The organism is Enterococcus devriesei (assembly GCF_001885905.1).
Taxonomy (GTDB): Bacteria; Bacillota; Bacilli; order Lactobacillales; family Enterococcaceae; genus Enterococcus_A; species Enterococcus_A devriesei.
Genome location: NZ_JXKM01000005.1, coordinates 36,125 through 58,498, shown reverse-complemented (window position 1 = coordinate 58,498; position 22,374 = coordinate 36,125). Strand labels below are relative to the sequence as shown.

At 40.5% G+C, this 22,374-nt stretch carries 24 protein-coding genes, 1 tRNA gene, 1 pseudogene and 1 riboswitch; of the genes and pseudogenes, 17 read left to right on the top strand and 9 right to left on the bottom strand.

The genetic code is table 11. The features are described from left to right. Positions 1-11: 11 nt before the first annotated feature. Complete coding sequence (locus tag RV00_RS08685; RefSeq protein WP_071862218.1) at positions 12-824, bottom strand: pyruvate, water dikinase regulatory protein; 813 nt, start codon at positions 822-824, stop codon at positions 12-14. Between the two features lie 11 nt (positions 825-835). Further along, positions 836-1,465, bottom strand: a complete 630-nt coding sequence (locus tag RV00_RS08680) for a helix-turn-helix transcriptional regulator (RefSeq protein WP_071862217.1) — start codon at positions 1,463-1,465, stop codon at positions 836-838. A gap of 198 nt (positions 1,466-1,663) precedes the next feature. Between RV00_RS08680 and RV00_RS08675 the strand changes: the two genes are divergently transcribed. The 5 genes from RV00_RS08675 to RV00_RS08655 all read left to right on the top strand — a co-directional run bounded on the left by RV00_RS08675 (position 1,664) and on the right by RV00_RS08655 (position 5,647). Then, positions 1,664-1,735, top strand: a tRNA-Glu gene (locus tag RV00_RS08675). A gap of 334 nt (positions 1,736-2,069) precedes the next feature. Beyond that, positions 2,070-2,543 (top strand): hypothetical protein, encoded by a 474-nt coding sequence (locus tag RV00_RS08670; RefSeq protein WP_071862216.1) that lies wholly within the window; start codon positions 2,070-2,072, stop codon positions 2,541-2,543. A 3-nt stretch (positions 2,544-2,546) separates the two neighbouring features. Continuing rightward, positions 2,547-3,764 carry an efflux RND transporter periplasmic adaptor subunit gene (locus RV00_RS08665; protein WP_071862215.1) on the top strand — a complete coding sequence of 406 codons (1,218 nt, stop codon included), beginning with the start codon at positions 2,547-2,549 and terminating at the stop codon, positions 3,762-3,764. Continuing rightward, complete coding sequence (locus RV00_RS08660; RefSeq protein ID WP_071862214.1) at positions 3,765-4,451, top strand: ABC transporter ATP-binding protein; 687 nt, start codon at positions 3,765-3,767, stop codon at positions 4,449-4,451. It abuts the gene before it with no gap. Next, complete coding sequence (locus RV00_RS08655; protein WP_071862213.1) at positions 4,448-5,647, top strand: ABC transporter permease; 1,200 nt, start codon at positions 4,448-4,450, stop codon at positions 5,645-5,647. The genes RV00_RS08660 and RV00_RS08655 overlap by 4 nt, the downstream gene beginning before the upstream one ends. A 50-nt stretch (positions 5,648-5,697) precedes the next feature. Here RV00_RS08655 and yidC read toward each other — a convergent pair whose 3' ends face one another. Then, a complete protein-coding gene (gene yidC, locus RV00_RS08650) occupies positions 5,698-6,639 on the bottom strand; it encodes a membrane protein insertase YidC (RefSeq protein ID WP_071862212.1) in 942 nt (313 codons plus the stop codon). Positions 6,640-6,743: 104 nt separating this feature from the next. Continuing rightward, positions 6,744-7,016, bottom strand: coding sequence for an acylphosphatase (locus RV00_RS08645; RefSeq protein WP_071862211.1), 273 nt, complete (start codon positions 7,014-7,016; stop codon positions 6,744-6,746). Positions 7,017-7,145: 129 nt separating this feature from the next. Between RV00_RS08645 and RV00_RS08640 the strand changes: the two genes are divergently transcribed. The 4 genes from RV00_RS08640 (at position 7,146) to efp (ending at position 10,004) form a co-directional block, all read left to right on the top strand. After that, entirely contained in the window at positions 7,146-7,907 is a 762-nt protein-coding gene (locus RV00_RS08640; protein ID WP_071862210.1) for a TrmH family RNA methyltransferase, read from the top strand. 129 nt (positions 7,908-8,036) lie between these two features. Beyond that, the gene (locus tag RV00_RS08635) at positions 8,037-8,534 is read left to right on the top strand and encodes an HD domain-containing protein (RefSeq protein ID WP_071862209.1); all 498 of its coding nucleotides are present in this window, start codon (positions 8,037-8,039) and stop codon (positions 8,532-8,534) included. A 55-nt stretch (positions 8,535-8,589) separates the two neighbouring features. After that, the gene (locus RV00_RS08630; protein WP_249024087.1) at positions 8,590-9,255 is read left to right on the top strand and encodes a YczE/YyaS/YitT family protein; all 666 of its coding nucleotides are present in this window, start codon (positions 8,590-8,592) and stop codon (positions 9,253-9,255) included. 185 nt (positions 9,256-9,440) lie between these two features. Beyond that, positions 9,441-10,004 carry an elongation factor P gene (gene efp / locus RV00_RS08625; RefSeq protein ID WP_071862208.1) on the top strand — a complete coding sequence of 188 codons (564 nt, stop codon included), beginning with the start codon at positions 9,441-9,443 and terminating at the stop codon, positions 10,002-10,004. A gap of 58 nt (positions 10,005-10,062) precedes the next feature. Here efp and RV00_RS08620 read toward each other — a convergent pair whose 3' ends face one another. Together RV00_RS08620 and RV00_RS08615 are read right to left on the bottom strand one after the other, a co-directional pair. Continuing rightward, complete coding sequence (locus RV00_RS08620; RefSeq protein ID WP_071862207.1) at positions 10,063-10,962, bottom strand: WaaS/CpsH family glycosyltransferase; 900 nt, start codon at positions 10,960-10,962, stop codon at positions 10,063-10,065. Between the two features lie 184 nt (positions 10,963-11,146). Further along, positions 11,147-11,677, bottom strand: coding sequence for a folate family ECF transporter S component (locus RV00_RS08615; RefSeq protein ID WP_071862206.1), 531 nt, complete (start codon positions 11,675-11,677; stop codon positions 11,147-11,149). Between the two features lie 35 nt (positions 11,678-11,712). Further along, a riboswitch (THF riboswitch) is annotated at positions 11,713-11,809 on the bottom strand. A gap of 181 nt (positions 11,810-11,990) precedes the next feature. On the opposite strand from RV00_RS08615, the gene RV00_RS08610 reads away from it, so the two are divergent. After that, a complete protein-coding gene (locus RV00_RS08610; RefSeq protein ID WP_071862205.1) occupies positions 11,991-12,755 on the top strand; it encodes a formate/nitrite transporter family protein in 765 nt (254 codons plus the stop codon). 62 nt (positions 12,756-12,817) lie between these two features. On the opposite strand, the gene RV00_RS08605 is transcribed toward RV00_RS08610, so the two are convergent. Beyond that, positions 12,818-14,716, bottom strand: coding sequence for a M13 family metallopeptidase (locus RV00_RS08605; protein ID WP_071862204.1), 1,899 nt, complete (start codon positions 14,714-14,716; stop codon positions 12,818-12,820). Positions 14,717-14,873: 157 nt separating this feature from the next. On the opposite strand from RV00_RS08605, the gene RV00_RS08600 reads away from it, so the two are divergent. The 7 genes and pseudogenes from RV00_RS08600 to lepB all read left to right on the top strand — a co-directional run bounded on the left by RV00_RS08600 (position 14,874) and on the right by lepB (position 20,404). Continuing rightward, positions 14,874-15,452 carry a hypothetical protein gene (locus RV00_RS08600; RefSeq protein WP_071862203.1) on the top strand — a complete coding sequence of 193 codons (579 nt, stop codon included), beginning with the start codon at positions 14,874-14,876 and terminating at the stop codon, positions 15,450-15,452. An 82-nt stretch (positions 15,453-15,534) separates the two neighbouring features. Next, positions 15,535-16,506: a ribose-phosphate diphosphokinase gene (locus RV00_RS08595; RefSeq protein WP_071862202.1), complete on the top strand. Its 972-nt coding sequence runs from the start codon at positions 15,535-15,537 to the stop codon at positions 16,504-16,506. An 84-nt stretch (positions 16,507-16,590) separates the two neighbouring features. Beyond that, complete coding sequence (locus RV00_RS08590) at positions 16,591-17,736, top strand: cysteine desulfurase family protein (RefSeq protein ID WP_071862201.1); 1,146 nt, start codon at positions 16,591-16,593, stop codon at positions 17,734-17,736. A 107-nt stretch (positions 17,737-17,843) separates the two neighbouring features. Then, positions 17,844-18,191 carry a DUF1831 domain-containing protein gene (locus tag RV00_RS08585; RefSeq protein ID WP_071862200.1) on the top strand — a complete coding sequence of 116 codons (348 nt, stop codon included), beginning with the start codon at positions 17,844-17,846 and terminating at the stop codon, positions 18,189-18,191. Positions 18,192-18,427: 236 nt separating this feature from the next. Further along, the gene (locus RV00_RS08580) at positions 18,428-19,060 is read left to right on the top strand and encodes a hypothetical protein (RefSeq protein ID WP_249024086.1); all 633 of its coding nucleotides are present in this window, start codon (positions 18,428-18,430) and stop codon (positions 19,058-19,060) included. A 95-nt stretch (positions 19,061-19,155) separates the two neighbouring features. Then, a complete protein-coding gene (locus RV00_RS08575) occupies positions 19,156-19,761 on the top strand; it encodes a metallophosphoesterase (RefSeq protein WP_071862198.1) in 606 nt (201 codons plus the stop codon). Positions 19,762-19,862: 101 nt separating this feature from the next. Beyond that, a pseudogene (lepB, locus tag RV00_RS08570) lies at positions 19,863-20,404 on the top strand (signal peptidase I). A 51-nt stretch (positions 20,405-20,455) separates the two neighbouring features. On the opposite strand, the gene RV00_RS08565 reads toward lepB, so the two are convergent. Both RV00_RS08565 and RV00_RS08560 read right to left on the bottom strand, forming a co-directional pair. Next, complete coding sequence (locus RV00_RS08565) at positions 20,456-21,832, bottom strand: PH domain-containing protein (protein ID WP_084133271.1); 1,377 nt, start codon at positions 21,830-21,832, stop codon at positions 20,456-20,458. Further along, a complete protein-coding gene (locus RV00_RS08560) occupies positions 21,829-22,206 on the bottom strand; it encodes a GntR family transcriptional regulator (RefSeq protein WP_071862197.1) in 378 nt (125 codons plus the stop codon). Before RV00_RS08560 ends, RV00_RS08565 begins: the two co-directional genes overlap by 4 nt. Positions 22,207-22,374 lie beyond the last annotated feature (168 nt).

Genomic DNA, 22,374 nt, shown 5'->3' with positions numbered 1-22,374 from the left:
GCCTCCTAAGTTTACAAAGAATTATCTAAGTGCTCACAAATCAATGTTGCTGCTTCTTCAATCGATTTGTTAGTGACATCAAGAGTGAAGGCACCTAGCTCATCATAAACACCTAGCGCATAATCGACTTCTTCTTTGATTCGATCAATATTTGCATAGCGAGAATTTTCATCCAGTCCTAAAGAAGCCAGCCGACTAGTTCGAATTTTCTGCTGCACATTAGGTTCGATCACTAGTCCGATGATTTTTTCTTTAGGGACGTTTTTGATTTGTTCCGGCAGTGGCACTTCAGGAATCAAAGGCAAGTTCGCTACTTTTAGCCGGCTGTTAGCAAGATACATACTCAATGGTGTTTTAGAAGTCCGAGAAATGCCTAACAAAACGAGATCGGCTTCCAAAAAGCCTTTGGCATCTTTTCCGTCATCGTATTTAACCGCAAACTCGATCGCCGCAACCCGATCAAAGTATTCTTTGTTCAGCTTGTGGACCACACCAGCTTGTTTTAGCGGCGCAACACCGGTTTTTTGATGAACGATGTCCATAAAAGGTGCCATTAAGTTGATGTATTGCAAGCCAGTTCGTTCACCAAAGTCAGAAACGATTTGAGATAAGTTGTCGCTAACTAAAGTCGTCACGACAACAGCGCTGTCCTTCAACGCATCACCTAAAATATTTTTTAACTCTGCTTCATCCTTCGTAAATGGAAAGCGGTAAGACAAATCAAATTCCACAGTAGGAAACTGTGCCGTAACAGCGTTGACTAGCTTCAGAGAGGTTTCACCGACTGAATCAGAGATCATATATAATGGTACACTTTTTTTCATTTTTTTCGCTCCTATCGATTGGTTTCCGTTTGTTTCGCTTGCTGCATAATATAATTAAAAATTCGTGATTTTGTGATCTTGCCAATGACTTTTTTCGGATTTTCTTCACTAACGACCGGCAGCGAATCGACTTGATAATCAAGTAGGAGAGCGCCCGCTTCTAAAATGGTAAAATCCTTGGTACAAGTCTGTAAATGAGGCGCTCGAGTCATTACGACAGCTACTGGCGTATTTTGCAGATTGCTGTTGAGGGATGCGCGTAATAGATCTTTGCGGGACAATAGACCAACCAGCTGTTGTTCTTTATCCGTCACATAGATGGAACCGACATCATACATAAACATATTCGTAATCGCGTCGTGGATCGACGTGTCTTGTGGGGTCAAAAGCGGCGATAACATAATTTCTTCCACTTTTACCGAAAAGATCTTGTCGAATAAAAATTGTTCGATTCCCACACCTGTATAGGTATAGCCGACTTTGGGGCTGGCTTCTAAAATACCAGCCATCGTCAAGAAGGATAAGTCTGTTCGTAAAGTAGCATGTGAAATCTCTAAGTGCTCGGCGATTTTTTCACCGCTTAAAGGCTGCTCACGTTTTACGATCTCGATGATTTTTTCTTGCCTTTGTGATAGATTCATAAGTCCTCCTAGTAAGCTCTGAGTAATTTATTTGAAGGGGTAAATCAGAAACTTGAATACACAATCTATTATACACTTAATAACTATATAAACAACATAAACGAATAAATAAACGCATATATGGAAAATCAAAGAAAAAAAAGGCAAAACACTTTCTAAAAAAATAATTTAGCAGTATACTTTTCAATGTGTTAAAACAACCCGTTAGTCAAGGGGTCAAGACGCCGCGTTCTCAGCGCGGAGGCACGGGTTCAAATCCCGTACGGGTTATAAGGGTATTAGAGTTGATGAATCAGCCTTCGGCGGTTCATCAACTCTATTTTTTTACGAGGGCAAAAGAGTAATTAACGATAGGGCATTGATTGGATGAATTTTTCTACAGACAATCCAGTCTTAAAAAGCTGTCAATTTTTTTTAGTGAAACTCTGCAAACAGCCTCGCTATTTTTTAATCATTATTTTGTGATAAAATGAACAATTTTTTGAAATCATCTTTAATGGGCTATCTGCAAGTAGTATAATATTAATTATTTTATGAAATTATCTTTTAGGGTTGTCGTATGACTTTCATAAAGTAATGAAAATAGTTGAAGTGGAGTGATTAGATGGAAAAGCATTTGAAAAAAGCAAAGACGTGGAATATGATTTTAATTATTTTAGGATTGTTGTCAGTTGTAACAGGAGTAATTGGGTTGCCTAAGTCACTAAATCCCAAATTGAGTGATTATAAAGTGATGGGAGATTATGGTCAACAAATGTTTGATTATTTGAATAATCCACTAGTGAAGACCATTTCAATTCTTTCGTTAGTGATTTCAATCGCTTTAGTTATTTTCTATTTTATTGCTAATAAAAAATTGGCGGATCAGATCGCACCGACTAAGCTACCTTATTATATCAATATTGGCTGGAGTATTCTTGGCGCAGCTATTGCTTTTATGATGCAACCGAAGATGGAAGTAGAGGGAATGGATATTTCTTTGATTACGACGATTGTTGGGATGGTCTTTCAATTAATTTTCTTGTTACCTGCTATTTTAGTGATTGTCCATTTATTCAAAGCAGAGCCAGAGGAATAGTCGATGAAAAAAAGAAAATTAACAAAGAAGCAAAGAATCCGTTGGAGTATTATCGCGGGGGTACTGGTTTTAGTATTATTTATCGGAGCTTTCGTTTACTCGCGTATGAAGTCAACTAAAAATGAAGCAAGCAGTGGGTATCAAACAGTCGTATTAAAAAAATCCGATCCGTTGACCTTTAACGGAATCGTACAAGCAACCCACACACAGGATTATTATTTTGATCAAACCTTAGGAAAGATTTCTGAAATAAATATTCAAGACGGGCAAGAGGTCGCATCAGGGACTGTCTTGCTAAGTTATACCAACAATGAGTATCAAGAGCAAGCGGACGAGCAAAGTACGAATTTAGACAAGCTTTATTTAGCAGTTAGCAACGCGCAAGAAATGTTAGCAATCGCCCAAGACAAGCAAGCCAAAGAACAGCAAAAATTAAATACTGCGACGACGAATTATAATAATACGGATGCTAATAGCGAAGACGGCGCAGCAAAAAAAGAGCAATACCAGCAAGAGAAAACACAGTATGAAAGTAGTGTGGATGCAGCAAATGATGCCGTTGTACAAGCCAGACAAGCGCTAGAAAGTGCGAATGTGGAGTTAAGTTCGGCTAATCAAAGCGTCAATACAATTCGTGGAAAGGTCAGTTCAACGGTAACAAGTGCAACCGCGGGAATTGCCTACATCAATGAAAAAGGAAAAAATGATCCGTCTGTTCCAGTTGTAAAAGTTGTCAGTAATGATGTGACGATCGAGGCCAAAGCCTCGGAATATGATTATCCACAGGTTCATCAAGATGCGGCAGTTACGATTAAGCCGATTACAACGAATCAAGAAATCGGCGGAACAATTACGCATATCAACAAGCTGCCGGACCAAGCAAGTGAGGCCGCTGGGCAAGCTGGAGCAGCTGGCAGCACGGCGAGCTCGGTATCCAACTATAGTTTTATCGTAAAGCCGGCAGAAAATTTACAATATGGCTACAATGTTCAGGTTGTCTTGCCGTTAAATGAGATTCGTTTGCCTAAAAAAGCCGTGAGAAAGACCGGGGAAACCCAATACGTCTTTGCCTATCGCAAAGGCAAGGTAGAAGAAGTGACGGTTCAAGCAGAGAATCAAGGCGACTACTTCCTATTAAAAAATGGCCTCAAAGATGGAGACAAAATTATTTCTAATCCAGACAAGTCATTAAGAGATGGTCAGGAAGTGGCGGTGGATTAAATGATCGAACTTAAGCATATTAATAAATATTACCGTAACGATGAAGAATCCCTCCATGTTTTAAAAGATATCAACTTAAAAGCGGATGCCGGAGAAATGATCGCGATCATGGGTCCTTCTGGTTCTGGAAAATCAACGCTGATCAATCTATTAGGTTTCATCGATACAAAATTTGAAGGACAGTATTTATTTGAAGAAGAAAATCTGGTGGCTACGACGGATGATCGCTTGTCAAAAACCCGGAATCAAATGGTTGGTTTTGTATTTCAAAATTTTAGCTTGATTGAAAATTATACCGTTTATGAAAACGTCGAGCTGCCGTTACTTTATAATGGCTACGGCTTTCATCAAACGAAAGAAAAAGTCATGGCCGTATTGGAAAAAGTTGGGATTGCCGATAAGGCGGAAAAACATCCCCGGCAGCTGTCTGGTGGACAGCAGCAGCGGGTGGCAATCGCCCGCGCGCTGATTAATCAACCGAAATTCATTATCGCGGATGAACCGACGGGAGCTTTGGATACCCATACGTCCAATGAAATTATGGAGCTGTTTAAGGAATTAAATCGCCGTGATCAGGCGACGATTTTCTTAGTAACTCATGATCCCGAAGTTGTTCCTTATTGTACCCGGCTCGTTCGTATCAGAGACGGAGCGATCACTGAAGACAGGGCGGTGATTGAAGCATGAAATTTTATGTGAATTGGCGCTCTTCCTTAGGCTCTATTTTTAAAAATAAAAAACGCAGTGCGTTAACGATGTTTGGGATAATTATTGGAATTGCTGCAGTAATCGCTATTTTGTCGGTAGGGCGTGGCTTTGAACGAGACACAATCGAAAGTTTGACGGCAAATGATTCGGAAAAATTAGAAGTGAATATTGATTTTGTTCCGGGAAATGACGCCCTTTATTCCTCCAACATCGATATGATCCAAGCTTCTGATTTTAGTTTGTTGAAAAATGTCGAAGGCGTCGAAGCGGTTGCCTATCCCAAAAATGATCTTTCTTATATTTATAAGGATGTTCAGGTCAAAGATAAGACGAAAAACTATCGTATCGCCGTCGTTGCTAAAAAGGGCAAAGCGGTTCGCTATGGCCGCTCGATCTCGATGTATGATAATCAAACACAAAGCAAAGTCGTGACCATTGATTCTTCCTTAGCCAAAGACTTATTTGGCTCAGCGAAAGCTGCGGTGGGTCGTGGCTTCAACTTAGACAATCAAGTCTTTACGATCGTTGGGGTTTTTCCATCTGGTGAGGGCGAGACCATGTTCTCGATGGGAGAAGCTAAAATTCAAATTCCTCGTCAAACCTACAGCCACTTTTTTGGCAATGAGCAATACACAAGTTCGGTGGTCTTAACTTTAGCCAGTGGTAGTCAGTTGAATAAAGTCGCGGATAAAGCTATCAAAAAATTGCAAGAAGCTGGAGCGATGCGACAGCAGGGAGAGTATCAAGTCTCCAATATGGCGATGATGACTGACGGAATCAGTCAAGTATTAAGCAGTATCACGCTTTTCATTAGTGCAGTTGCGGGTATTTCTTTATTTATCGCCGGGGTTGGTGTGATGAATATGATGTATATCTCGGTCTCTGAACGAACCAAAGAAATTGGAATTCGCCGTGCCCTGGGTGCGACGCGAGGCGCAATTCGCCTGCAATTTTTATTAGAAGGAATGACCTTGACGTTAGTCGGCGGAATTATTGGTTATCTGTTAGGAATGGCGGTGGCTTATGGAATCGGTAAAATGATGGATATTTCGGTGTCCGTGGATCTATTTACTGTCTCGTTGGCTGTCGGTGTTTCAAGCGCAATAGGTCTGCTATTTTCTGTCATGCCTGCCTCTGAAGCAGCTAAAAAAGACTTGATCGATATTTTGAGATAGTCAATCAGGACAAAGTAAAAACCATCGCCGAAGAGCGATGGTTTTTACTTTTATTTACGTTGTTTGCCAGCGTTTCGTCCGCTGTTGTTTTTATTATTATGGTTTTTATTTTGGTTCTTAGGTTGATTGACTTGTTTTGGATTGATCGGTTCAGCTTGTTTGATTGGCTTTGTCACCACTTGTTTTGGTGGATTCTTTTTAAGCTCTTCTTGGATCTGTGCTTTGATCCGTGGGCGCATCAAAACGTTTGTGATAAAGGTTTGGATACAACTGAAGATCCCGCCGACTACCCAGTACAACGCAACTCCGGCTGGAGAAGTGAAGGACATGAAGACGATCATAAGAGGCGAAGCGATCATCATGCTGCGCATCGTTTTCTTTTGTTCTTCAGGAATTCCGATGAGTGAAATATACCCTTGCAACAAGTATGCGACCCCGACAACAGCTACTAAAATATAACTTGGTTTTGCCAAATCGATGCCGATGAAGGTCGAGTGTTGAATGCCTTCAGAGAAACGTGCTGTGTAATACAAAGCAGAGAAAATCGGCATTTGGATCAGTAGCGGCAGACAGCCCATGCCACCCATCATGCTGACGTTGTTTTCTTTGTAGACAGCTTGCATTTCACGCTGTGCTTCCATTTGTTCTTCTTGGTTTGACGCCGCTTTAACTTTTGCTTGTGCAGCATCAATTTGTGGTTTGATCGATTGCATTTTTTCTGATTGGATCAAAGATTTCTTCGATTGATTGATCCCTAAAGGCATGATAACCAAACGAACGATGATTGTTAAGACAATAATCGCCAAACCGTAAGACCAATTGAAATTTTGGACCATCCAATTTAGAAAGTTTTCTAAGGGAACAACTAACATCCGATAAACGAGACCGGATGTATCCGGGTTTCCGTTTTTATCTGAGCGGACACAGCCTGAAAGTAGGATAACGGCACCTAAAAGCCCCGAACCTAAAAGCCAATTTTTAAATTTATTCATTTATTTCTTCCTCTGCTAATAAAAATTTATACAGGAATTACTATACTAGATAACCCAAGCCTTTTCAATCTAATTCGGAAAAAGCAGAGAACCTTGTCAATTTTTTAATAGACGACCTTAAACTGTTTAAAATCGGTGATGCTTGGATCTTCGTATTGCTGGATATGATCGACACGGGCAAATGAATTTTTCGGTTTATTTAATTTTTCTAGAAACTCGTCTAATTGTTCTTTCGTACCGACTGCTTCGATCGTTACGCTGCCATCATCTTCATTTTTAACCGTACCCGTTAAGCCGATTTCAATCGCGATTTGATAGGTTGTATAGCGAAAGCCGACGCCTTGAACGCGTCCAGTTACATTTAAGTGCATCTTCATTAGAAAAACCTCCTATTAAATATTTTCTTACCTTACATGATAACGAGTTTTACTAGTTCTTACAAGAATTCGCGTGCTATAATGACAGACGGAGAAAGACAGCGTAGACAAATTAAATGAGGTGACAGCTTGAAAGAAATCCAATCAAGTAAAAATGAATTAATCAAAGCAACCAAAAAGTTGCAGCAAAAAAAATATCGTCAACAAACGCAGACCTACCTATTGGAAGGTTTTCACTTAATTCAAGAAGCGGTGAAGGCTAAGGTAGTCTTACGAGAAATTTTTATCAGTCAGCGGGGATTAAAGGAATGGTCGGATTGGATTGAAGAGTATTTGACTGATTATTATTTAGTTTCCGATGAGGTGTTAAAGGCCTTAACGACGCAACCAACACCACAGGGAATGATCGCCGTAGCAGAAATGCCGAAGGAACAGTCTGAGGCTTTTGCTGGCGCTTGGCTACTTTTGGATCATGTACAGGACCCGGGAAATGTTGGAACGATGATTCGCACGGCGGATGCGGCTGGTTTTGCTGGTGTGGTTTTAGGTCAAGGGAGTGCGGATCTATACAATGAAAAAACACTGCGCAGCACCCAAGGAAGCTTGTACCATTTATCGGTTAAAAGCGGCGATCTATTGGAAATCGTTCCAATGATGCAGCAAGCTGGGAAAAAAGTTTTTGGAACAGCCCTAGATAAAGCAGCAAAAGAATATTTAGCTGTTGAAAGACTGTCAGATTTTGCTTTGATAATGGGCAACGAAGGGCAAGGAATGACATCGGAATTACTAACGCTGACCGATCAAAATCTGTATATTCCTATTAAAGGACAAGCAGAATCTTTGAACGTGGGAATCGCAGCGGGCATCCTGATGTTCCATTTACTTGAATAAGTCTTTACCATTTGGCAACTGTTATTAAGGAACTGTTAAACTTCAACAATCTCCTCTTGGAAGCCTATCCAACTTTTCTGAGACGTGCTATAATATGCGACAGAGACAAAGAAAAGGGGCTTTATATCCATGACCGAAAACTGGCGTGATGACGAGGAATACGTTTCTTATATTGAGGATTTACTAGCTACCGAAGAAGTCCAAAAATTAGCAAATTATACCCAACATATGAATTCAACTCGTTTGGAACACTCAATCAGTGTTTCATTTAATAGTTATAAATTAGCAAAACAATTTAATGGCGATGCAAGAGCAACTGCTCGTGCCGGTTTGCTTCATGATTTGTTCTACTACGATTGGCGGACAACGAAATTTGATGAAGGATCGCATGCTTACATGCATCCCCGTATCGCGGTTAAAAACGCAGAAAAAATCACGGACTTATCCGACCTTGAACGAGACATCATTATTAAGCATATGTGGGGCGCAACGATTACTCCTCCGAAATATAAAGAAGGCTACATCGTAACGATGGTTGATAAATATTGTGCCATCAAAGAAGCGGCAGTTCCATTAGTTGACCGTTTCAACGCCTACAAAGCACGTTTTAAGAAAGAATGGAACTAGGATAAAATTTCAGGCATCAAACATACCTTGTTTGATGCCTTTCTTTTGCCGTTTTTTGGTTTTAGAAAGGTTAGACATAAAAAATGGAAGTGAGGAGTCACCGATTAAAGCAAAAGTAGGGAAACAATTATTATTCGCACTGATAGGAACCTTTATCGCGGCAATTGGCGTGCGCTTGATCGTGGTCAGTGGGTTAGGTGCTGACGCTATTAGTACCTTAGTATTAGGAATTCTACAGCACGTATCCTTGAAATTTGGAACGATAAGTATGCTGTTTAATGGAATCGTTTTAGTGATTATTTTTTTCTATGATCGCAAGATGATCGGCTTTGGCAGTCTGATCAATAGTTTTGGTTTGGGCTTTTGTCTAAACTTGTTGGATTGGCTAGGACTGCTGCATCAGATTCCAAAGGGAACGGAATATCCTTCGATCATTTTAGGATCAATTGTTTTTGGGATTGGGACAGGAATCTATTTATTAGCCGATGCGGGTTCGGCTGCCTATGAATCATTAATGATTCTGATCAAGCGAGGATTGCACAGCACGGTTAAGACGGCGAGGATTCTATTGGACGCGACTTTTTTCTTAACGGGCTTTTTATTAGGCGGTCACATCGGTTTGGGAACGTTGATCGTTCTATTAGTAATGGGCCCCTCGTTAGAAGTGACCTTGAATCAACTGCCTAAACGAAAATTTTTCCGAGTACGAGCAGTAAAATGATTTACTAACAGTTTAGACAAGCAATTTTTTCCTAGTAACTGAAAGGGTTATTTGCTACAATGAATGAGGTTCATTTTATGTAGTAGAAGACGATTTTTTGACTGAAAATGAATTTTTTAATCAGTAGAAGAATCAAAGAAATTCTAAAAAAATAAAAATTAATTAAGAACAAGGAGTGTTTATTCATGATTGCAGCAAGCGATTTACGTGCCGGTATGACGTTTATTCAAGACGGAAAATTGATCAAAGTTCTAGATGCCAGCCACCACAAACCAGGTAAGGGAAATACAGTTATGCGAATGAAACTACGTGATGTTCGCTCAGGTTCAACGTATGACACAACTTTCCGTCCTGATGAAAAATTTGAAAAAGCGATGATGGAAACAAAAGCGGTTCAATATTTATACAGCCAAGATGATGTGGCAATCTTCATGGACCTTGAAACCTATGAACAATATGAATTACCAATTTCAACAATCGAAGCGGAAATGAAATATCTACTTGAAAACATGGAAGTAAAAATTCAATTCTACGGTGACGAGGTAATTGGTTTAACACCGCCAACAACAGTGGTCCTGAAAGTAGTTGAAACACAACCTTCAATCAAGGGCGCAACAGTTACAGGCTCAGGCAAACCAGCAACAATGGAAACCGGCCTAGTTGTGAACGTTCCTGATTTTATTGAAGAAGGCGAAATGCTGGAAATCAATACAACAGAAGGTACGTATCAAAAACGCGCGAATAAATAATTTGAAAAATAGCTCGAACCTTTCTATATGAAAAGTCCGAGCTATTTTTTTGTCTCCTTTACAACGCGCTCTCATGCTCCATCAATTCGGGATAGTATTCATATTCGGCAAAAACTTTCGGATCATAGTCTACGAAGCGGCGGGCCCAAGTTTCGGCCTCAAAAAAATCCAAGAGCGTTTTGTCGGCGGGTTGATAAGGAATATTTAAAAATGCCGTCAGTTTGCTTAAATCGGGAGTGATCAGAAACATATTGCGGGGATCATACAGATGATAAAAGGGCAGCATCTCATTGGCGGTGACTAACTTTTTTTGCAAGAAGAGCGACTCAAAGGTTCTTAGGGTTACACCGTATTGACCAGCCCGTAATATTTCTAAAATACTGGTGCTATTTTTAACGAGTTTCAGATAATCTTCGTAAGGCAAATAACCGGCCTGCTCATTTCCCCGCTTTGGCAAGATGTGATAGTACGTCGAAAGCCCCAACGCTTCAAAGCGTTTCTTTAATTCTAAGGCTTGTTCTTTGCGGCCATTGTCATTGGCGCCGAAGAAAATATCGTAATCACAATGTTGTAAAGGACTTCCCACTGAACAAGTGTAAAAGGAGCTATTGTGAATTAGCCCAAGATCCCGGGCTTCTAATGGATCAAAGTGATAGATTTCATCAATCGCCGGTTCCTTTTGCGCGGCGTTCAATAAGCGATAATGTTCCAGCTTAAAGTGGTTCCAGAAAAACAGAACGATTTTGGCATTGGTAAAGGGGCGAATGCGTGCGGCCATCGCTGGATCAAAAGCATAGTCTAAAAATATAATTAATTGAAAGTCTTTCAAGTACGTGCGGAGATAATCATTACTGGCTGTAAGTAGCTCTTTCCCTGAACAAACAGCAATATCTGATAAGGCAGGGAAAAAATAAAGGGAACGGTCTTTAGGGACGAGTAAAATCTCAGAGTTTTTCATGTTTCTCCCAGCTTTCTTGTTAAAATTTTTTCAATCATAGCGCTTTCCATAACCAATAGCGATTTTTATGCTTGTAAAAATAAATACAAAAAAAGACTTGTACTCAAATTGAGCCAAGTCTTTTAAGGGATTCTTTGTGTGAAAGAAATAACTACAAAATAATAACGTAACTATTTCTCAAAGATTAATGGGCGCGCTTGAAGTTTGCTACCCAGCGTTTATAAGGTAATACGCCACCTAAGAAATAGGTAATGATCGCTTGGATTGGAATCCAGATCACGGTCTTGATTAGGCGTGGTGCCCAAATCACCCAGCTATTTAGTGGGACATGATACATCATTGCCAGCCACAGGGGGGTTAAGATCAAGTTGATCACGATCGTAGTAACGAGAACCGATTGGATCGAGTTTTTCCAAGTAATCTCTTTCTTATAAAAGAAGTAGCCATAGATCGCTCCTTCAAGAAAGGCATTAATGGTAAAGCCGATAAAAAACGGTGCTTTAGCAAAAAGCGACATTCCAATAAAATCAGCAATCACCGAACCAATCCCTGTCCAAAATGGGCCGAATAGCATGCCCATAATAATCTCTGGGATAAAGGTAAAACTGACTTTGAGAAATTGCGTCTCGATTCCTAATAGGCGAGACAAAGTGACCATCATGGCGATCAAAAGCGCCATCGTTGTGATGCTTCTAGCATCGAGGTGTTTCTTCATTCCTAGCATCTCCTTATAGAGCTGCTACATCTTCATGCAGCGAATGCGAAAATAAAACCGCAGACTAAGTCTTTCGTCCAGAAGGCAACATCCCATCCTTCCAGCACTTAACGCTTTATTTCCTACTCTGATTTATTTTTGGAGGATGACCTCCGTGAAAAATAGTAGCACAGAAATGAAAAGGAAACAATCTTTTCATTTTGGGCTAGTTAAAAATGAGCTATTTTTTTAGGAAATCCTCTTTTTAACTTGTGAATAAAATAGTAAGATAAGGAAATGAATTGAGAAAATGATTGAAGAAAGTGGGAGTTACATGTATACGCCAAGCGAGACAGCGGAAATTTGTAGTAAAAAAGGTATTGAAAAAGTGGAAAAAAATCTAGTGGCAAAAGTGCTGCTAGGCTTCATTGGAGGAGCGATGATCTCATTAGGCTATGTGTCCTATATGAAAATCGTTGCAACGACGCCAGAAGAACTTAGTTTTTTGGGAACTTTATTAGGAGCCTCGGTTTTCCCGATTGGACTGATTGTTATCTTACTTGCCGGCGGAGAACTAGTTACAGGAAACATGGTGGCTGTCTCGATGGCCTGGTTGAATAAAAAAATTGGCTGGCAGGCAGTAATAAACAATTGGCTGATCATCACATTCGCGAATTTGCTTGGAGCAATCTTTGTGGCCTTTTTCTTTGGTCATGTGGTTGGCTTAACCGGAAATGGCGCTAATCTACATGAGATGTTGGTTGTGGCAGATGCCAAACTTGCGGCAACCCCGTTGCAAGCCTTTGTCTCTGGGATTGGTTGTAATTGGTTCGTTGGCTTAGGGGTTTGGTTAAGTTACGGGTGTAAAGATTCTGCTGGAAAAATGATTGGTATTTGGTTTCCAATCATGATTTTTGTTTTGTTAGGCTTCCAGCATAGCGTCGCTAATATGTTTGTATTATCTGATGCGATGATTGAAGGTCATATTGGACTTTCAGCCTTCTTGGCAAATATCATTCCCGTATATTTTGGCAACATCGTCGGCGGGGTAGCATTTGTATCCTTCCCATATTTTATGTCGTATCAAAAAGGCCATTAGAAACGAACAAAAAGAGAGGACTTCATTTTTTGAAGTCCTCTCTTTTATTGTAAAGAAATCAATTACCAAATGCTGACTCGTTTTTCTGGTGCTAAGTACATTGCATCTGTTGGTTGAATGTCGAAGGTCTGATAAAAGTCCTTTAGATTCTTTACTTGGACATTTGCCCGCAACTTATTTGGTGCATGGACGTCGATTGCTAATAATAATTGAGTATACTCTGGGCGAGCTTTCATCCGCCAAATCGTTGCCCAATTAATAAAGAAGGCGGCAAGATCTACCTGATCTTCTTTTTTTCCGGCCTCTAGCGCGCAGCTCAATCCGCCAGCATCGGCAATATTTTCAGAGACGGTTAGTTTGCCGTTGACCTTGCCGTCAGCGATCTCTAAACCGTCAAACTCGGCGATCATGTCGTCGGCTAATGCTTGAAAATGTTTTTTGTCAGACTCGGTCCACCAATTATTTAGATTACCGAACTCGTCAAATAGCGCACCGTTATTATCGAAGGCGTGGGAAATTTCGTGAGCGATCACCGCCCCGATCCCACCAAAGTTTTGGCTGCTGGATTGTTCTAAGCTGTAAAAAGGCGCTTGTAAAATTGCCGCTGGAAAAACGATGATATTTCTGAAGGGATGGTAATAAGCATTTACTGTGTCGGCGCTCATTTCCCATTCCTCACGATCCACCAATTGGTTCCATTTTGCAAATTGATCTTCGCGACTTAAACGGCTGAAGCGCAACGCATTGTGTAGTAAAGGTTGATCTTTTTCGACATGAAATTGACTGTAGATTGCTGGGATCGTATCAGGATAGCCAACATGGATGCCTAAGGTTCTCAGCTTGACGATGGCTTTTTCCCGAGTCTCAGGACTAAGCCAAGTATTTTGACTTAAGCGTTCCTGATAAATACCTACCATACTTTCCACCATCTGGCGAACATCTTTTTTCGCTTGCTCACCGAAATAGTGTTTGCCGTAATAATCGCCTACGACTTGATCGAAGCGGCCGGAAGCAAGGTAATAAGCTGCTTTTTCTTGTGGACGAGCTTCTGGTGCACCAGAAAGCGCACGGCCGTAAGTCCCACCAACTTGGCGAAATTCCTCGCTAAGATAACCGGTCAAAGCATTTAAAGTCATGACCAGCATCCAGCTTTTCATTAGTGGGAAGGTTTCGGGATTGACTAATTCATCCAGCTTTTGGAAATAGGCCGGTTCAGTCACAATAATTTTTTCCGGCAGCACACCGATTAAATGTTCGATCAGCTCTTTTAGTTGCAACTGGCTGCTGTGAGCGACAAAGTCTTCGCCGCTTTCGGGATTGTACATTTTACTGTAATCCGCATTTTCTTCTGCACTTTTTACATGAGGGGCTAGTAATTGATCGAAGTGCAAGGCCTCTTCGGTCATTTTTTCAGCGTAAGCAGCATCATAGCCAGCCAAGGCGAATAATTGCAGCGTCATTTCTTTAAAGATTGTCAGGAGTTGCTGAGCCTGGGGATGATCCGCTTCATAATAGGTTTTATCAGGTAAGATCAAGCTAGGGGCAGCGGCAAACAATGCGTTGACTTTGGCATTTTTCATATCAGCGTCGACATCCAAGCCAAATGGTAAAGGCAGTCCATCTAACACCCAAGAGCTTAATTGTTGATTCAAATCTGAAAAATCTTGTAGCGCTTCAACGCGTTTTAACAAAGGCAGCATCGGCGTTGCACCTTCAGCATCCCGTGTTTTGTAATCGTTGGCTAATTTGAAATAGTCAATGTATTCTTGCATCAGCTTCGAAGGGATCTTTGCTGAACCAGCTTGCATATTTTTCGTATCGGTCATTAGTAATTCATCGACCCCATCCACTAAATCTTGAAAGCCCCCCGTTGCTGGCTTATCAGCAGGAATCTCCGCTGTTTTGATCCATTCTCCATTGACGGCTTCGTACAAATCTTCTTTGATTTTTGTTTGCTCCATAAACAATCGACTCCTTTATTTTTATTATGCATGAATAAGTAAGAGCTTTACAGATTCTGTACCTTTTTCTGATAAACTGTAAAGCAGATAAGATATCTCCTATATTATGATATAGTTTTGGAAAATACTCAAAATAAAATGATTTGGCGGTGATGAAATGACCTATCCAATCAATCAATGGATCGAGTTAAACAGTTTTGAAAACTATCGCACGTGGAAAACACCCAGCGGCTTTCTTTGCGGAACGTATGCCAGTAGCGTCCTATTGGCCTATTGGCAAGATAACCTCGATGCCGCTTGCCTGTCCGCTGAAATCAGAAAACCGCAGCAGTTTGCGCCCGATGTTTTAGTAAACAGTTTGCGCCCGCTATTGCAGCCACTTGATCTGCCGACGGTCCCACTTCAAATCGCTGTAGGCCTGAATCATTATTTTCGCCGCTATCAAGTACCTTACCGTGCGCGGATAACGACTTTAGGTGCCTGGCAGCGAGTAACGAAACGGATTTTAGCTGGCGAGCCGGTTATGATTGGCCTGTTAAAAATATTCGGTAGTACCTACAACAATCATTGGGTAGTTGCTCATGGTTTTTTAGAAACGGCTGAGGGACAACGTTTTTTCAAAATTCATGACAATTGGGGCAACGTTGATAAAATCATTCCCGCCGCTTGGGCGAACGGAACGATTTCTTTGACTGTACAAAGAGACGGCTCTAGAGAAAATAGTTCTAATGCATAACCGCTTCAACAAAAAGTAAAATCTACAGCAAACCAACAAAAATATGTTAAACTGAGGTTACCAAAATACTTGGAGGGACACCATGTCAGAAGAAAGTAATGATAAATTTAAGATTTTCAGCCTAAACGGAAATCGACCTTTAGCTGAAAAAATTGCCGCTGTTTGTGGAGTGCCATTAGGAAAAAGCACGGTGAAGCAGTTTAGTGACGGAGAAATCGCCATTAACTTAGAAGAGACAGTTCGTGGATTTGATGTTTATTTAGTTCAATCGACTAATGAACCAGTGAATGATTATTATTTAGAATTATTAATCATGATCGATGCGTTAAAACGGGCGAGTGCGAAGACGATTAATGTCGTGTTACCTTATTATGGCTATGCACGTCAAGATCGTACGGCCAAACCTCATGAACCGATCACCGCAAAATTGGTTGCCAACTTACTTTCAAACGCAGGTGCAACGCGAGTATTGACTCTTGATTTACACACGGTGCAAGTGCAAGGATTCTTTGATATTCCAGTCGATAATTTATTTACGATGCCGTTGTTTGCTCATTATTATCGTCGCCGCGGAATGGTTGGCGATGATTATGTCGTTGTTTCGCCAAAAAATAGTGGTGTCCAACGGGCCCGCAGTCTGGCAGAGTATTTAGATACAACGATCGCGATTGTCGATACAGCGGAAGAAAACGATCCTGATTCGGGTTATGTGATCGGTGATGTCGAAGGACGTTCGTGTATCATGGTAGACGACATTTTAAATACCGGAGAAGTTTTCTCCAATGCGGCTAAAACATTGATGAAGGCCGGCGCAAAAGAGGTCGTTGCTTGTGCCTCTCATGGGCTATTATCACCGCCAGCCAAAGAAAATTTGGATGCCGCGGATATCAAGGATATTTGTATTACTGATTCGGTCTCAACCGACCCTGCGAGACATCCAGAAAAATTATCTATCATCAGTTGTTCAGATTTGTTAGGTGAAGCAGTCAAACGCATTCATCAAGATCAATCTGTCAGTCCATTGTTTACGATGGAAAAGAAAGATTTTGAGTAAAAGGGCAGTAGCGCCCTTTTTTTTGTAGAGTCTTTTGAACTGTGCTAGAATAATCCTAAAAATCGGAGAAAGGTTCGAATAATAGTGGAAAATATTTATTTAGATCATGCGGCAACCAGTCCGATGCATCCAGAGGTCATCAAGACGATGACTGAAGTCATGTCAGAAACCTTTGGCAACCCATCGAGTATCCATCATTACGGACGTCAAGCTGCTGGGAAATTGGAATTGGCTCGGGAAGTTGTTGCTAAGAGCTTAGGCGTTAAATATCATGAAATTATTTTTAATAGCGGCGGCACTGAAGGCGATAATACCGCTATTTTGTCAACAGCTTTAGGGCGTAAGAACGAAGGGCGGCATTTAATTACGACGCAAATTGAGCACCCGGCAGTTTTGAATACGATGAAATTCCTAGAAACGCAAGGCTTTGAGGTAACTTATTTGCCAGTCGATCGTCAAGGGAATCTTTCAATGGCTGATTTTGAAGCTAGCTTACGGCCAGATACAATTTTAGTTTCAATTATGTATGGCAATAATGAGATCGGAAATTTAATGCCTATCAAAGAGATCGGTGAACGCTTAAAGGATCATCCAGCCTATTTTCATACGGATGCTGTCCAAGCTTATGGCAATCAAGTGATTCGGCCTCATGAGCTAGGAATTGATTTTTTAAGTATTTCAGCTCATAAAATCAACGGACCAAAAGGTGTGGGTTTTCTTTTTAAAAGCGATCAAGCAAGATTAGCGCCACTGTTAAGAGGCGGTGAACAAGAAGAAAAGCGCCGGGCAGGAACGGAAAATCTTGCGGGTGTTTGTGGAATGGCAAAAGCTGTGGAAGTTTTGACGGAAGAGGAACGGGAAAAACGCCGTGTTCTGTACGAACAATTTACGCAGACGGTTCTAACAACGTTGGATCAAGCCGGCATTGTTTATCAAGTCAATGGCGATTTGGAAAATAAATTGCCACATGTTTTAAATCTCCGTTTTAATGGCGTTTCGAATGATTTACTGTTAATGAAGCTAGATTTACGAGGCATCGCTGTTTCAACCGGTTCGGCATGTACAGCGGGAACGATCGATCCTTCCCATGTATTAGAAGCCTTGTACGGCAAAAATGCGCCAGAAATCAAAGAGTCATTGCGAGTAAGCTTCGGTTATGGAAATACGCTGCAGCAAGTCGAGGAATTTGCGGAACAATTAGTTGCTAGTTTGCAAGAACTAACAAAGTAGATTGAAAAGCGGGCTACTTATCTCTATAATTAGATATGAGAAAAAGACGGACGCTCCATAAAAAAAGAGCGCCCAAATAAAATCAGAAACTATGATGAGGTGAGCAAATGGCATTTTCAAAAACTGCGACAGTCAAAGGAGCCAAGTTCCAATACGCGCTAGCGCCAACAGCAAAAAAATATACGTTGCGGGACAATGGATTTACTGAAACGAGTTCAGGGAATTTCCAATTGATTCGTCCGTTACAAGCGACACCCCAAAGCAAAGAAGGCTTCAAATTAAAAATTACGGTAGCCAAAGACATCAGCACGTTAAAAATGTCTGTAACGACGGGGAATGGCTTAAAAGCGGTGGATATTTTCAAAGACAACAAACAAGAAATGGTCCAAGAAAAGTTTTACTTCTTGCTGGATGGCATGATTGATCGTGGATTATTTGTAAAAGAAGAAATTTAGCAAGCCAAAATAGAACTGAGACATTTTAATGTCTTGGTTTTTTTGTTACTAGAAATAACGATAAAATAAGGTGCTGGCTGGTAGATGACTTTCTATCTTCTTATAAACATCGGATTAATTCGCTAATTTCAGTTTTTTTTTCAATAATTCTGAGGTTGAAGAGATTCAACTGATTAAGATTATGGTACACTAACAATATAAATTGTTGGAATGAAGGTGAGAAGTTGCTTCACAAGATGCATACAATCGAGCACCATAAAATTATTTCAGATTTCCGTCTCTTGTCGGGGTTGACTGTCACGATTGAGGACTGCGCCAATTTGACAAAAGAATTCCAAGTCTATGGTGTGGAAGATTATTATATTAGCGATTACAAAGGCAATAGTTATTTGACTCGTTATGTCGATTACTTTATCGACGCGATTCCTTGCCTAAAATATAAGAAAAATTATTTTATCCCATTGATTTTTCGCGATATGCCGGACACGCAAAAAATGTTTCGTGACCCGTATCGTTGGGAAGCATTTTTTATTTTGTTAGATTGGTACTTAACTTATAATCCTAAGAAAGTACTAGTGCCTTGTAGTCAAAAAAAAGCGGACGTGGAAATCGTGGATACTGCCTTTTTAATTTTTCGTCTATGGGAGATTTATGAGGGATCGGCCTTTCCTATCGCTAATTTAAATAATTTATCAGAATTCGAAAAATGGAACAAAGTTTTCCATTTAATCGATACCGAAAATTCCTTTACTCGCAACAAGGAGTTCGATACTACTAAGGTCGAGGACCTAACCCAACTGGAAACAGTCATTACGATCATTAAATTAAAATACCAAGCACTATTGCAAAAACAAGGCTACCGAGTCTAGGGGCCTTGTTTTTTTCATTAGCTGTAAAAGGGCATTTTTTTTAGAGTGGTGGTAAAATAAAGGAAAGAATTCGAAAACGTTTGTAGGTGATAAAAATGAAATACTTTATTTCAGATACCCATTTCTTTCATGAAAACCTATTAGGTGACAATGATTTCGCCCCCCGCCTGTTTGATTCGGTGGAGGAGATGAATCAGCAAATGGTTGATGCTTGGAATGCAGTCGTAAATGAAAAGGATACCGTCTATCATTTAGGTGATGTGGCGATGCATCCTCAGTATGAACGGGGCTTTGCCGAGATCTATACGGTATTAGTGCAATTAAGCGGAAAAATTGTGTTCATTAAGGGAAACCACGATTCCCGGACTTTTTTTAGGTATCTTGAGAAGCATGATCCGGGAATGGAAAATGGTGAGCCAAAGTTTGAATTTCAAGATGTGGGAGCGATCGTCAAATTTAATCATCATCAGTATTATTTGACGCATTACCCAATGCTCTTAGGAAAAACCTTGAACATTCGTAATCTTCACGGACACATTCATAACTATAGTATGCCCATCGCTGAAGATATCAATGTCGGAGTGGACGCACCGGAACGGGACTTTTTGAAAAATAAACTACCTTTTGGCACACCGATTTCAGAAAATTTAATTGATGAAATCGCCGCAGTCAAAGAAGTCGAAGTAAAAAAATTACAATAACGAAAAGCCGAAGAATCAACTGCTTTATCTGCAATTGATTTTTTGTTTGTACTCTTATCCTAGAAAATATGGTAAATTAAAAGAAAAATGAGGGAGATTCAATGAAGGCCAAAGAAATCAGAAAAACAATTTTTTATTACACGCTGGTAATCGCGGCTGTAATCGGCTTGCGTTATTATGTTTTTTCGCCTGTTGTCGCGCTGGGAGATTCAATGAATCCAACCTTGAAGGATGGCGAGCGAATCTTCGGGTTAAAAATACGGAAATCAAACGGTTCGATATCGTCACCTTTCCCGCGCCTGATGATCCCGACATCGATTACGTCAAACGAGTGATCGGCGTATCAGGGGACAGTCTCCGCTATGAAAATGACCAGCTATTTGTTAACGACGAAGCATATGACGAGCCGTATTTAAGCGAATTCAAAAATGATTTGACTGACGATCAGCTATTGACGGAAGATTTTGATTTGACTAGTTTATTTGGCTATGAAAGAGTTCCGGCAGGTAAGCTGTTTGTTTTAGGGGATAATCGGCGGAATTCAAAGGATGGTAGGACCATTGGAATGATCGATCAGAAAAAGGTTTTGACGAAGGTGAAATTTGTCTTTTGGCCACCAAATCAAATCGGAACAGTGGAATGACAAAAAGCATCAGGACTAGCTCTTTTAAAGGACTAGTCCTGATGCTTTTTCTTATTTTTCAGCTTGGATTTCTTGGTAAAGTTTCTTCGTTTCCATAGGCTGTTTATTTGTATAGAAGTAATCACGTTTTTTGGTCACGAGTTTTAAAATCGGTTTTGAACTGTGATCGATAAATAGAACGGACGATTTGCCATCCATCCGAAAATAGCCGGTGGCGTAGTTATTGGTGGCTAAGCCACTTGTCCGAACACTGCGTGTGGGCAAGTGATCAACTAAGGCAACGTCTTCGATCTGATTCAAGGGAATCTTTTTCTCCTTGATAAAGGGACCGTCTAACAGCAAGGTTTCATTTTTTAGTTCATAGGTCAACGGGTTTGGATGATAGTCCAAGACGTACAAGGGAACGACGGCAACTAGCATCGCCAAAACCAGAATGATTGGAAGGAGCCCCATAAAAATTTTGCCGCCAACTCTGCCGAGGTTGACAGAAATATTCATCCCGATTCGATCGGGAATCATCAATCGTCGATCATCCGGATTGTAATAGATCCCATAGCGCCAGTAATAATCATCACCAGAATAACGCACAGTGGTTGATTGAGTCAGTAATTGGTCTTGCTTTTGACGAAGCCGGAACAGCCACCAAATCGTTGATCCGCAAAAGAAAAAAATCAAAGCAAATTCAACGACCATCAAGAAAGTAAAATAGTTGGGACTGATCGTTGTTGTTAATAAGGGGATATAGATCAGCACGCTAAGAATAACACTTAAAAAGACGGAGAGACTTGACCAATAAAATTTTGTCAAATCATTGTATTGCTGATTGATTTTCCGATCATCGGTCAAGGAGCGAACCGGTAGCCGCCGAATCACCCACCAAGTCACTAGTAGTGTCAGCCAAACACCTAAATTCGTCACAAGAAGAATCCAGATCAATGAGCCTAGTTCTTGGCGATATAACAGAAAGCTGAATAAGAGATTCAAGCCTAACGTTAAAAGAAACCACCAAGGTGATACTAGCTTACGATTCTTATTCAAGACGAGTTTCGTGTCGATTTGAATGGGCTGGGTAGGTAGCTGCCATTTGTTATCGATGATTAATTGATGTCCTTTACGTATATAACGGAGCATAATAAAATAATTCGCTCCGATCGTTAAATACAAAAGCAAGAAGAAAAGCAGCATGAAGCTGGAGTCTTTCATAGGAAGCAATAAGATTAGATCAAGAAGTGATAAAATAAGCGCTAGTTGGAATTGACGCTTACGGTAGCTTTTTGAAAAATGAAGAACTTGTGGATCATTGATTTTATCTGCTGGAAAAGTATTTTCAATAATTACATAGTTATGAGGTTTTGCGGCTAGCGCGCTAACAAAAGCCATAATCACGTTACACAGAATCAATATGCCTAAAATTATAGGAGCCATCATTGTTTTTCGTCCCTTCTAAAGGAGTTCAAGATTGTTTCAATTTTGTCTTGTAACTTTTGGTCGTCGGGTTCAGCCAAGTAAAGCTCTGCTAAGACGAGGGTCAAATTTTCCTCGCTGTTTTTCTTTGGGTGTACAGGTAAAGGTGAGACAATGGTCCCTTTGCGACGGTCGGTTAATAAATAGCCTTCTTCTCGTAGTTGCTGGTAGCCTTTCGAGACAGTCATGGTGTTGACACCCAGTTCATCGGCGAATTGACGGACTGTTGGTAATTGTTCGTTCGGCGCTAATTCACCACGAGCAATGCCAAGAATGATTTGTTTGCGCAACTGTAAATAAATCGGTTCCTCCGAATGAGGATCAATTTCTAAAATCATCTCGTTAACCTCCTTTGTATTATCTATATTAATACAAACGATACAAAAAAACAATCAGGAAGCGCTTTAGAAGAAAAATCTATCGAAAATTTAAGATTTATGTTGTATAATTCGTTTTACTGAAAAGTTGCGACCTTCAAATCGTAGAGTTTTCGGAATCTAGATTGA